Genomic DNA, 12,216 nt, shown 5'->3' on the forward strand with positions numbered 1-12,216 from the left:
TTTGAACTTGAAACTACTTAGATGGGCTTTTTGTTTCAGTTACATTTCTAAGGTATATTGGACCCTATCTAGGAGTAGACTACTGCTCATGAGTTATTGGTAAGGCGTACATTATAAATGAAAATTGCACTTGTTCACATGAGGCATGCGGAAACTGGTGGGACAGAGTTGTTTCTCAATCAATTATCTCGCTATTTAGCTGAGAAAGGGGAAGATGTCACCATCATTTGCCGAACTCATGTTGCGCCTACTCAACCTAATATTAAATTTGTAAAACTAGATGGTTTTAGTTTGGGTAAAGCGCACCGTATCTGGAAGTTTGCCAAGGATGTGGAGAAGCATCTGAGTAAGCACCAATACGATTTTGTCTATGGTTTAGGTAAGACATGGTCTCACGACATGCTGAGAATCGGAGGAGGGACGCATATCCACTTTGTCGATTCGATGAAAAAAGGCAAACTAACGTTTAAAGACAAAGTTGCTATTGCGATTGAGCGTAAAGCAATGGCGCAAGGCGCTTATAAACATGTTGTCGCCAACTCATATAAGAGTGCTACTGAAATACAAGAAGCTTACGGTGTGCCTGATGATAAAATTTCGGTAATACACAACTTTGTTGACACGCGTCGATTCTCGCGAGAAAAGCACAAAAACGTTGCTGCTGAGTTAGTGCAAAGCCTTGGCATTGATACGGCAAAACCTATCTTTTTGTTTTTGGGTTCAGGCTATAAACGAAAAGGACTCAAAGAAGCGCTGACTGCATTTTCTATGCTGGACTTTCCAGCAACTCTTCTCATTGTTGGGCGAGAAAATCATGAAGAAGAATATAAAGAGTATGCTCGCTCCTTAGGCATCAGTGATAGCTGTTATTTCTTAGGCACTCAAACCAAACCCGAACATTATTTTTCTATGGCAGATTGCTACATACTGCCGACACACTATGAACCTTTTGGTTTTACCGCAATTGAAGCACTATCATGTGGTATTCCTGTGATTACGACAGAAAATTGTGGGGCGAAAGAAGTACTAAAAGAACATGTCGCAACAGTTGTTGGCTCTGATGTTAAACCTAGCGAGCTTGCTTCGGCCATGACGTATTGGGCTGCAAGAGTGGGTGAGGTCGAGTTAAGAAAACAATGTCGTGACCTTGCGTTAGACCTGGATGTCAACGCTGTAATGGAAAAAAACTACCAGAAAATTCTTTCGGTTTATAATTTAAAAAGTGGCGTGAATGCAAGTAAGTGATTTTAGTCAATGGGAAATTATTGGCCAAGGTACGGAAAGGGTGTGCTATAAACATCCAGATAATCCGAGTCGTTGTATTAAAATAAGTAAAAAGAGCCAAGCTAAGCAAACTAAACGAGAAATTAAGTACCTGAATTACCTCAAGGCTAAGGGAGTGAGTTTTTCTCATATTCCTGAGTTTTATAATGTTATTGAAACACAAGATAGCATTGGGATGGAGGTAGAGCTTGTTTCAAATTTTGACGGTTCAAGAGCACTTAACATTAGGCATTATGTAGAAGAGAATCATACCTCAGAGGATATTACACAACTAAAATTAGCTTTGAAAGAGCTCAAAGATAACTTAATTGAGAATAATATTATTCCGTGTGATCTTCTGATGAGTAATTTGTTAGTGACGAGACTAAACCATGGAATAAAGGTTGTTCTTATAGACGGTTTTGGAACCGCTGATGCTATCCCGTTGGCAAATTACGTGAAATTCGTTGGAAATAGAAAAATTGAAAGGAAGTGGAGTAAGTTTATAGACAAATTCCTTACTCCTTGTATAGAACGAGTGACGTCTAAGTAAGTAATTAATTACTCTTCCTGACCTTTAGTGAATACAAGCCAGCAAGAATGATGGTATGTACATATAGTCCAAGAAACTTATGGTTATATGATTCAAACATGCTAATAATGAACCAGAAAATAAGAAAGCTATACAATAAATAGCGTTCTTCTTTTCCATGGTGATTTACAACGTTGACTGTTATCTCTCGATAAAAAACAGCTAAGAATATTAGTCCTACAATACCAAAGGCTACCCACACTTCAAGGTAATAATTGTGTAAATGACCAAAGCCTTGAAGTTTTTCAGTTTGAAACTTTTCAGCGGTTCTTGTTACATAAGAAATTGCGTTGAAGTCCGAACCTAAAATAGGCCTTTCTGCAATCCATTTACTTGCTTCTAGCCATGAGTTCACACGTATACCTACGCTGGTCATAGGTATGTTGTCTAAATCGCCTTGGATCAAAGTTGAAATGACAGTTGACTCATTGAGTACTCGTTGTCTTACAGATTCTAACTGGAAAACACTGAATAGGACAAATGCAAGTAACGTGTATGCTATTGTAAGTTTTCTTATGTGTTTTGTACCTACCACAACGATAGGTACTAGACTCAAGAGAACTATCACGGCGAGCCATACCTGTCGGCTTTGACTTGCGTATAATGAAAACAGTGCGAAAGCAATAACAGAGCTACCTAAAGCGTATAGTGAAAGTTTTACTCCCTTTCTTTCACCTGGCAGTTTTGCGAGTACGTATACGGTTAATATACATACTACAACAGATAACATTGAGGTAAACTGAGCATTATGCATACCATAGTCAATTCTGTGTCCTGAAAGTGCTAGAGACAAGCTATTGTTTGTATAAATATCATAGAAAGCAGTACTAACGAAGCTCAAGATAAAACTCGAGAAAAGAGTTATTCTTCTCAAATTGCTTCCGTCAATCCAAATAGCTATAAGAACGAAAAGAAACAATGATGAAAGTGGTTTTAAATCAGGGGAGCTTTTCGCAAATTCAGGTACATAAACTAATGCATGAGCCCAACTGATTACTTGTAATAGTATTGATGTTAAAGCTAACCAAAAAATACTCTTGTTATAACTTGAAAAGTTGTAAAACAGAGCTGGTAATGAGCCAAATATAATTATATTTTTGAATAAATCACTGATCTCTAATCGAGGCAATGCTGATATTGTATAAAGTATGCATACAATAAATATTGCTAGACTGTATTTTTTTGAAGTAAATAGACATTTTGTTTGTTGTTTTAAATTGCGTAGCATTATTAGGAAAACTCAATATTAAAGTGCTCAATAACTTTCTTTGCTTGGATATCGTTTTGACTGTTATTAACGTTTTGTTTGTTGAGTCCAATATCTTGATTGGACTCTAAATGTAAAAATCGAGATACAAACTTTCTATCATCAGAAAGCTTCCACCTACCTATTCCGTGCTTTAGTGCGACAAGGTTAAACCATATGTCATCAGCATTAGGGCAGAGGTTTAAAAACTCTTTTGGTTCTAATGCCTCTTTAGGGAAAACGCCTGCTGGGAATAGTGTACCAGCGCCAGTTGTAAGAAATGTCTTGCTTCCATTGTTCAGGTAAGAGCATTCTTTAGGCCAACTTTTGTATGGTAGTAAGGACTTATCATTAACTAACATTTCATGAGCCCTAGTACCAATAATGCATTGAGGATAATCTAACTTCTCTTTGACGAGCATCTCGATCATGTCGTACGGGTATAGCAAATCATCATCAACAGTGATGATGTCTGCATTGGGCGCGAGCTGTAATGTCGGGACAAGCTTTTTGTAGGATCGGTAGTTAGGACAGAATCGTACTTCCAATCCTCGGTCTTGCTGAAGTTTAAGTATTCCTGGAATAGTTGATTGAGAAAACTCATCCTCATCTAGCCAAAGAATGATTCTATTTGCTTTAACGGTTTGTTCAGATAAGGATTCAATAACAAGGTGGACATCATGGATACGTTTTGAATAGGTCGTTAGACTAACGATCAGTTCGTGTTCACGTTGTACATTATTGTTAACTAAAGAAGAAGTGTTATGAAGTGCTAGATTTTGGAGATACTGCGACCTAGTTGTGGTTGCAATAGTTTGCTCCACTTTACGCATTTGACGAAAGCTTTCATTTTTTTTTCTCAGTGCTTTTCTGATGCTTTTAATCATAGTTCTTGAAAACCTGGTTGATGGTTTTAGCGATTGGTCCCGGAGATCGAGCTAGCAAAGGTACTTCGGTCTTCTTTGTCTTTAGTAGTGTCGCTACCGCATTGCATAGATCTGAAGGTGAATGTATAACCGTTATCGCTTTTTGTTCATGCAGATCATCGACAATTTCTTGAAAGTTATAATAACTGTTTCCTGTAATAGTTGGGACATTTAATGCTAAAGGTTCGAGAACATTGTGACCTCCGACCTTATCGCCTAATAAACTTCCTCCCATAAAGCATACATCGGCCGCACCAATCAGTGTTAGCATCTCACCCATAGTATCGCCTAGATAGACTTGCGATTCATACAACTCAGAGCAACAAGGGTTGTTTGTACGTCTTTTGGTTAGAAATCCTTCGCTCTGACACAGTGTATATACTTGTTCGAATCTTTCAGGGTGTCTTGGCACCAGTATTAACAGTGCGTTTGGTTGCGATTTAAGTAACGTTTTATGAGCAGATAAGACAATCTCATCTTCTCCTTTATGTGTGCTTGCCGCTATCCATATAGGTCTTTGGGAACCCAGTTTCTCACGAAGCTCTTTAGCATTGTCTTTGTCCATATCAGATATACTGATATCAAATTTAATCGAGCCAGTAACGAATAATTTATCTTCGGGTACTCCTAGCTGCGCAAACCTACCTGCGTCTTTTTCACTTTGACATAAAATCTGAGTGATGTTGCTAGAGATATGACGGAATAGTGGAAGAACTTTCGCGTAATTTCTACAAGACTTTTCTGATAGACGGGCATTAATGATCTTTATTGGCACACTGGCTTTGTTTACACAGTGAAGCGTATTGGGCCAAAGCTCCGTTTCAATAATGAGTAACTGAGTTGGTCTAACTGTTGCGATAAATCGTTTGATTGCGAAGCCAAAATCTAGCGGCATATATCTGTGTTCGACAAGATCACCCAGCTTCGCAATTTGTTCGGCCCCTGTCGATGTGGTCGTTGTAACTACAATGGGGAGATCTGGAAACTGCTGCTTGATCGATTTAATTAGTAGTGTCGCTGCGATACTTTCACCTACAGAGACGGCGTGTATCCAAATAGGTGGTTTACTATTGTTTAGTTTCGGAGTAATACCAAAATGTTCTTTCCAACGGGAACCAAAAGAAGGTTTATTCGCTCGTGGCTTATACAAACCATAGAGGAAAAATGGCGCTAATAGTATCAATATAAATGTGTAGGCGATTCTAGTAATCACGACAGTTACTTCAATTTATCAACGACGTTATCAGGCGATAAGTCTTTTAGACATTTCAAATGTCCGAGTGGGCATTCTCGTTTAAAGCACGGACGACATTCAATATCTGTATTCACTATGTCTACTTTTTCAGCCAAAGGCGGCGTGTATTCTGGTGATGTTGAACCATAGACGCCGACTACATGACAGCCGACTGCAGCCGCTACATGCATTAAACCTGAGTCATTGCTCACCACGCTGTTACATGCCGATAGCAAGTCAACTGCCTCGATTAGAGACGTTTTACCTGCTAGGTTGTGGCAAAGTGCTTTCTGTGATTCTGATAGTAGATTCTGAATTGTATTCGTCGTTTCTTCATCTTTAGCCGAACCAAACAACCAAACTTGATGACCACGCTCAATCATCTCAGACGCGACTGCAGCATAGTGTTCAGTTGGCCATTGTTTAGCTGGTCCGAATTCAGCACCAGGACAGAGACCTAAAACTGGTGTTGTTCGATTTAGTCCAAACTTAGTGAGTGTTGAGCATCGAGTGTTTTCATCAATAGTTAGACGAGGCTTTGGCAACGTAGATAATCCGCCAAGCGAGGCTGAATTCTGCATTTCACTTTTAGGGTGTGCAAGTGCTACGTAACGTTCGACCATATATTGAAAGTCATTCTTGTTTGGTCGCAAGTCGTTTAGTAAACCGTATCGCATTTCCCCTTTCCAACCAGTTCTGACCGGAACTTGGGCAAAAAATGGGATAAGAGCTGACTTGGCAGAGTTTGGTAATACAAATGCATGGGTATATTCTCCTTTGCGGAGTTCTTTACCAAACTGCCTGCGCCCAAGGAAGTTAAACTCGCCGTGCCCAAATGGTATTTCTATAGCTTGGTTAACTTCCGGCATCCGCTCTAGAATAGGTTTACACCAAGCCGGAGCTATGACATCAATGATAGCGTCAGCGTCTTGTTGCTTTAGAGTTGTGTAAAGTGACTGTGACATCACCATATCACCGACCCAAGATGGGCCTACTATCAGTATTTTTTTCACATTGCTTCTCTTAATTCATTTTATGCGTTATTGCGAAGCTTTCTGTATGGGTTGCTCCCATCTTCTTGTGTACGCAGAAGTCTTAGTATCCACATATATTGTTGAGGTTGTGCTCCAACAAAATGCTCAATGGCCTCATTCATTGCCCTAGCATCTGCAATCTCAGTCTCTTGTAACTCGAGTGGTGGCATGAACTCAATGGTGTAGTGACCATTATCAGGGTCAATTGACGCAAATGTTGGAATGACCTTTGCCTTTGATAATTTGGCTAACTTGGTTAGTCCTGGCAGCGTAGCCTTGGTTGTGGCAAAAAAGTCGACAAACTCACTTAGCTCTGCACCATGGTCTTGGTCTGGTAGGTAATAGCCTAGGTAACCGTCTTTAATGGACTTGATAAAAGGTTTGATACCACCAGAACGCTCATAGACTCGCCCTCCATACTGAACTCGTTGGCGATGCATCAGCCAGTCTGTCACAGGGTTTTTCTGCTTTTTCGCCATTGCAGATACAGGTAGCCCTTGAGATGCTAGAAGTACTGCTGGAATGTCTATCGCCCATGAATGAGGTACGAGAAGAATGACATTTTCGCCTTTGTCTTTAGATTGCTTTAAATAATGCTCATTTTTGAAGTGGCATTGTCGTTGCAACCACTGAGGTGAGCGCAATGAGAGCAACCCGAATCGAAGCATAAACACACCAGCAGTATAGAGAGTTTTATATACCAACTCCTCGCGCTGTTGTTCATTCAGTTTGGGAAAGCATAGAGACAGGTTGACTCTGATATTGTGAGTAGCACCACGTTTCTTTTTCGCTAGTTTGCGTGCGACCTGATGAGACAACCACTTGTGAAAACCTAGCGGTAGCAGTGATAGAGGAACAGAGAGTAAAACCCCAATCCAGGTTCCCCAGTATTTTGGTGCAAGAAAACCCCACTCGAAAGTAGGGTTATAAGCTTTGGGATCAAAATCGTTTCGTTTATCTGTCATAAAGCGCAACGGTGTGTGTCACACCTTATCGATTAATTATCTTCATGTATTCTGCCACGCCTTCGGCAACAGATTTAAATTTGTGATCACACCCAGCCGCTCGCAGCTTAGTTAGGTCCGCTTGGGTGAACTCTTGGTATGCCCCTTTGAGGTGTTCTGGGAACGGAATTGTCTCAACAGAGCCTTTACCATGATAGTTAATCACAGCGGTAGCGACTTCATTGAATGACTCTGCATTGCCTGTACCAAGGTTAAAAATACCTGAGACACCATTTTGCAGAAACCATAAGTTGACTGCAGCGACATCACCCACATAAACGAAATCGCGTTTGAAGTGCTCGCTGCCTTCAAAAAGTTTTGGATTCTCACCCGCGTTCATTTGGTTGTTAAGGTGGAATGCGACTGAAGCCATTGAACCTTTGTGCTGTTCACGAGGGCCGTAAACGTTAAAGTATCGAAAGCCCGTGACTTGAGATAAGGTTTCACCGTGTTTCTCAGCGTCTTCCCATACTCGGCGCACATAGTTGTCAAACTGCTGTTTTGAGTAACCATAAACGTTCAATGCGCCTTCATATTGTTTTTCTTCAATGAAGGTATCAGTTTCACCGTAAGTGGCCGCTGAGGAGGCGTAAAGGAATGGAATTTCTCGGTCTAAACAGTAGTGAAGTAGTTCTTTTGAATACTCATAGTTATTGAGCATCATGTACTTGCCATCCCACTCAGTGGTAGCAGAACAAGCACCTTCATGAAAAATGGCGTCAATCGGACCTAAGTTTTCACCAGACATGATTTGCACAAGGAAATCATCACGATCCATGTAATCAGCGATATCGAGATCAACTAAGTTCTGAAATTTCTTACCATTTTTAAGGTTATCGACGACTAAGATATCGTTAATACCCTGCTCATTGAGTGCTTTGATGATGTTGCTGCCAATCATGCCAGCACCGCCGGTTACGATGATCATATGTGCCTCTGTATGCAATGTATAGTGATTAACAGATTGTATCAGCAAGAAAAGTTGGATGCGATATGATACTAATGTTATTTAACAGAGTAGCTTAACTGCGATAGGAGCGTGGGGTATCTCTATCAATTCTCATGAGCATGAATTATAATTGAAAATGTGTATGTAAGTGGTTATTTTAAAAGGTTTTTGTTTTTATGCTGAATGAAAGGTTGAGGTTTTAATGGTATGTTTTTTGATCTGGCAGTGTATAAAAATAAAAGTTGAATGTAATGTGCATTTTTAATTGGCTAGGGTAATGAATTCTACAATAAAATATTCGATAGGGAATATGTTTCCGCAACTTTGTGGTTTTCTTCTGCTACCAGTATATGGGAAGTATCTCTCTTTAGATGAGTATGGTCAAATAGCAACTGTAGAAATGGGTGTTTTTTTTCTATCTATTGTAATTTTATTTAGTTTAGATAGATCTATTCAGGCCTATTACTTTGAATCTGATTCAGAAGAGGGAAGAAAAACTCTCTTAGATACTCTAATAAAGTCAGTTGCAATTATTGGTGGAGGGCTGGGTCTTTTAATTATATTTATAATGATGATGTATTTTGAATATGATGATGCGATTAAATTTGTCTACATAGTCCTCTATTCATATTTTAGTTCATTGTTAAACGTTTTATTATCATCGTATCAAATTCGTTCTCAGGTAAATGCATATGTTGGTATAGTAATCTCAAGAACAATTATTATGCTATTTTTTATTTTTTATTTTTTGATATATATGAAATCTGGAATAAATGGCTATTTTTATTCTATGTTAATGTCTGTTGTTATTTCTTTTCCATTGTCGGTTTTTTTTGTTTTAAAAAATAGAACTAGATTTGATAAAGAAGTATTTGTAAAGTGTATAAAGTACTCAATTGTTTTTTTACCTATGATATTAGTGACATGGATTGTAAACTTTTTAGATCGTGCATTCATAGCTCATTATTTAGGCAGTGAAAGCGTAGGTATTTACTCAATGGCATATAGAATATCATCTGCATTTACTATGCTTACAAGTGCTGCTTCTTTAGTCTTTATTCCTTATTTTTATAAAGTTATTAACTCTAAAAATGAACATGATATTCATGAATTAAAAAACAATATGGAAATGATTGTTCACACATTGCTTTTTGTGTTTTTATTTATGGGGCTATTTATAGGAGATATGATTGATGTATTCTTTAGTAATGAATATTTAAAAATTGAAATAATATCAATTTTATTACTAAACTCTTTTCTTGTTTCTTCTATTATGTCGTTGACGACAGTGTTATTTCTCTTGAAAGATAAAAGAACTAAAGATAATTTAATAGCGTGTTTATATAGTGCCTTTGCAAGTGTGATCCTTAACCTTATTCTAATACCTGTTATTGGGCTTTGGGGAGCTGTATTATCTAATCTATTTTCTAAATTAGTACTGTTAGTAATACAGTATTTTAAAAGCAAGAATGGATTTTATATTTTACTCCCTTGGCGGAGTTTTATAATAAGGTTTTTATTGTATAATGCAATTGTATTTTTCTTCTATGAATATATTGACTTGTCAATGTATGTTGAGGTTTTTGTAAAGTTAGTTTTGGTTATTTTGTTAGGTGTGAATACGTTTTTTATTATTGGCTTTAAAAGAATAGGTGTGTTTTTTTATGGAAAATGACTTTAAGAGAGTTATTAGTTTTGATATCGATGGTATTCTTGTAGATTATCCAAAATGTTGGCTAAAGTATATTGAAATGCAAAGAGGTTCCTTATTTTTATCTACAGTTGAAGCAAAAGAGGAATTAGGAATAAATGAGTACGAGATACTAAAATTTCAATATAGGATGAGTGATTATAAATACAGTCTAGATATAAATGTTGTAATGTTAGAACTCAATAATTGGTTGTATGAAAATAATTTTGAAGTGATTGTGTCTACGTCTAGGCCCATTGAATCAATAGATTATCCTAATATGAAAAAAAATATCGAAAAATGGCTGGATAGTAAAGGTTTCTACTTTAGTAGAATAATACATAAATCTCAGAGTATTAAAAATCTTGATAGTGTATACTCTAATGTTTTGTTCCATATAGATGATGAAGTTAAGTTTGCAAAGTACTTTTCAAAGAACTCTATCAATTCGCTACTTCTATCGGAAGAAAATGTTTCTCATGAAGGTGTAATCGTATTTAGTTCGTTAAGTGAAATGTCAGAATACATAAAAGGTAATGTTTAAATAATGATAATTCTAAGTATTATTATTCCTGCAAATAGTCGAAGCGAAACTCTAGTTCGTGCTGTATCATCTATTTTTAAGCAATGTGTAAATAATGTTGAAGTTATTATTACTTTGAGAGATGGAGATATTGATACACTTCATGTGTTAGATGAGATTAAAAGTAAGTTTGGCGATAAAGTAAAATTATTAATTATAAATAAACCAATGAATAGTACCGATGACTGGAATGATGGCCTTTCTATTGCTAGCGGTAAATATTTAATGTTATTAGAAGGTGATGATTACTTGCCACCTAATTGTCTTGATGAATTTAGAAATGCAATTGATATATATGAAAATCTTTCTCTATATGTTATGGCAACAGATAGCTTTACTTTCAAATTAGATGGCTATATTTATAGCTCTACTTTTCTAAAGAGATTAAGAACATTAAAAGAAGTACCACCTCCATCTCAAACTATATTTATAAATGCTAATGGTTTTTACAAATCGTCGTTGTATGAGTATGCTCCAGAAATAGACTTTTATTATGAATTAATCTCTAAAACTAAACTTCCTATTTTTGTTAATAATGATGTTAAAGTGTATCGAGAGCCGTCTTTAGATAGATACAAAGGTCTAAAATGGAAGCATTTTAAAGATCATTATCAGTTTGTTAGTTCTCATGTGCACGATTATAGCTTTTCACAATTGATAAAAGTGCTATTTAGTTTAAAATTTAGGTGTGTTACAAAAATCATTGTTACATTAAAAAATAGCTTGAATACGGACAAGGAACTTATATTTAATACGTTTTCTTTTTTTAAAGACTTTAGTATTTTCTTAAAATGGTTCAAAAGATGAAAAAATGCAAATTATGTAAAGGTGATCTTTCTATTGAGTATGGAAATTGTAAGGATATTAACTTTTCAATTTCAAATGAGAAGTTTGATTGGTATAAATGCAAAAGATGTGGTTCATTTTCCATAGATGATCCAAATTTAAGCGTAAGTGAGTATTATAAAGATTATAAGCCTCATAAAATAGATGTTTCAAATTTACCTAATTCTCTTAGTATATTTATAGAAAAAATTTTAGCTGTATATTCAGAAGATGATAAGTTTGACATTATTGACGTTGGTTGTGGGTCTGGTGTACTTCTTTATCAACTAAAAAAGAAGTTTCCAAATGCAAGGCTGTACGGTACAGATGTAACTATATCTCCAGCGATAAATAATTTATCAGATTACCAAGATATTAATTTTTTTGAATCGGAAATTAAAGATTTATCAATAGAAAAAACATTTGATGTTGTGGTTTCTTCTCAGCTTTTGGAACATTTAGATGATCCTGAAACTATGGTTGAATTTTTAGAATGTCACACTAATAGTAAATCATTAATAATATTTGATATACCAAATGTAGAGTCTGTTAGTTTTAAGCTCTTTGGAAGGAATTGGATTCATTTAGACACGCCTAGGCATAGGGTTTTATATACTAGAACTGGTTTGAACTACTTATTTAGAGAGTTTAAATTGACTAACGTTGTTTATACTGGTAGTAACTTAAGTTTGTGGTCTTCATTTTGCAATAGTATAAGTGTTAATCTACATAATAATTCTCTTTTTTTTAAAGTTATTAGAAAGGTAGTTATAAAGCTTTTAGATTTATTTGTTGTTCCGGATGATAAGATTAATTTTACATTGAGCCGTAACAAGTAGAACTTGAAGGCATTGAAAAGTTATACCGTTC

General features: G+C 36.4%; 12 protein-coding genes. 6 read left to right on the forward strand and 6 right to left on the reverse strand.

Translation table 11 applies throughout. From position 1 onward, the window contains the following. The first annotated feature begins 117 nt into the window (after positions 1–117). Both AKJ31_RS15450 and AKJ31_RS15455 read left to right on the forward strand, forming a co-directional pair. The gene (locus AKJ31_RS15450; protein WP_053410005.1) at positions 118–1,245 is read left to right on the forward strand and encodes a glycosyltransferase family 4 protein; all 1,128 of its coding nucleotides are present in this window, start codon (positions 118–120) and stop codon (positions 1,243–1,245) included. Continuing rightward, complete coding sequence (locus AKJ31_RS15455; protein ID WP_053410006.1) at positions 1,232–1,816, forward strand: YrbL family protein; 585 nt, start codon at positions 1,232–1,234, stop codon at positions 1,814–1,816. The genes AKJ31_RS15450 and AKJ31_RS15455 overlap by 14 nt, the downstream gene beginning before the upstream one ends. Before the next feature lie 4 nt (positions 1,817–1,820). On the opposite strand, the gene AKJ31_RS15460 is transcribed toward AKJ31_RS15455, so the two are convergent. The 6 genes from AKJ31_RS15460 to rfaD are packed head-to-tail and all read right to left on the reverse strand — an operon-like array spanning position 1,821 to position 8,227. Next, positions 1,821–3,083, reverse strand: a complete 1,263-nt coding sequence (locus AKJ31_RS15460; protein WP_053410007.1) for an O-antigen ligase family protein — start codon at positions 3,081–3,083, stop codon at positions 1,821–1,823. Positions 3,084–3,085: 2 nt separating this feature from the next. Next, entirely contained in the window at positions 3,086–3,988 is a 903-nt protein-coding gene (locus tag AKJ31_RS15465; protein WP_053410008.1) for a hypothetical protein, read from the reverse strand. Further along, on the reverse strand, positions 3,981–5,240 hold the full coding sequence (gene waaA, locus AKJ31_RS15470; protein ID WP_053410009.1) for a lipid IV(A) 3-deoxy-D-manno-octulosonic acid transferase: 1,260 nt from the start codon (positions 5,238–5,240) through the stop codon (positions 3,981–3,983). The genes AKJ31_RS15465 and waaA overlap by 8 nt, the downstream gene beginning before the upstream one ends. 5 nt (positions 5,241–5,245) lie before the next feature. Continuing rightward, positions 5,246–6,274 carry a lipopolysaccharide heptosyltransferase II gene (waaF, locus tag AKJ31_RS15475; protein WP_072161367.1) on the reverse strand — a complete coding sequence of 343 codons (1,029 nt, stop codon included), beginning with the start codon at positions 6,272–6,274 and terminating at the stop codon, positions 5,246–5,248. A 20-nt stretch (positions 6,275–6,294) separates the two neighbouring features. Then, on the reverse strand, positions 6,295–7,260 hold the full coding sequence (gene lpxM, locus AKJ31_RS15480; RefSeq protein WP_053410010.1) for a lauroyl-Kdo(2)-lipid IV(A) myristoyltransferase: 966 nt from the start codon (positions 7,258–7,260) through the stop codon (positions 6,295–6,297). A gap of 25 nt (positions 7,261–7,285) precedes the next feature. Continuing rightward, positions 7,286–8,227, reverse strand: coding sequence for an ADP-glyceromanno-heptose 6-epimerase (rfaD, locus tag AKJ31_RS15485; RefSeq protein ID WP_053410011.1), 942 nt, complete (start codon positions 8,225–8,227; stop codon positions 7,286–7,288). A gap of 298 nt (positions 8,228–8,525) precedes the next feature. Here rfaD and AKJ31_RS15490 point away from each other — a divergent pair, with 298 nt between their 5' ends. The 4 genes from AKJ31_RS15490 to AKJ31_RS15505 are packed head-to-tail and all read left to right on the forward strand — an operon-like array spanning position 8,526 to position 12,185. Further along, the gene (locus AKJ31_RS15490) at positions 8,526–9,923 is read left to right on the forward strand and encodes an oligosaccharide flippase family protein (RefSeq protein WP_072161370.1); all 1,398 of its coding nucleotides are present in this window, start codon (positions 8,526–8,528) and stop codon (positions 9,921–9,923) included. Further along, complete coding sequence (locus AKJ31_RS15495; RefSeq protein ID WP_053410013.1) at positions 9,913–10,482, forward strand: hypothetical protein; 570 nt, start codon at positions 9,913–9,915, stop codon at positions 10,480–10,482. Before AKJ31_RS15490 ends, AKJ31_RS15495 begins: the two co-directional genes overlap by 11 nt. A 3-nt stretch (positions 10,483–10,485) precedes the next feature. Then, a complete protein-coding gene (locus AKJ31_RS15500; protein ID WP_053410014.1) occupies positions 10,486–11,328 on the forward strand; it encodes a glycosyltransferase family 2 protein in 843 nt (280 codons plus the stop codon). Next, positions 11,325–12,185 carry a methyltransferase domain-containing protein gene (locus AKJ31_RS15505; protein ID WP_053410015.1) on the forward strand — a complete coding sequence of 287 codons (861 nt, stop codon included), beginning with the start codon at positions 11,325–11,327 and terminating at the stop codon, positions 12,183–12,185. The genes AKJ31_RS15500 and AKJ31_RS15505 overlap by 4 nt, the downstream gene beginning before the upstream one ends. Positions 12,186–12,216 lie beyond the last annotated feature (31 nt).

The organism is Vibrio hepatarius (genome assembly GCF_001274785.1).
Lineage (GTDB): Bacteria > Pseudomonadota > Gammaproteobacteria > Enterobacterales > Vibrionaceae > Vibrio > Vibrio hepatarius.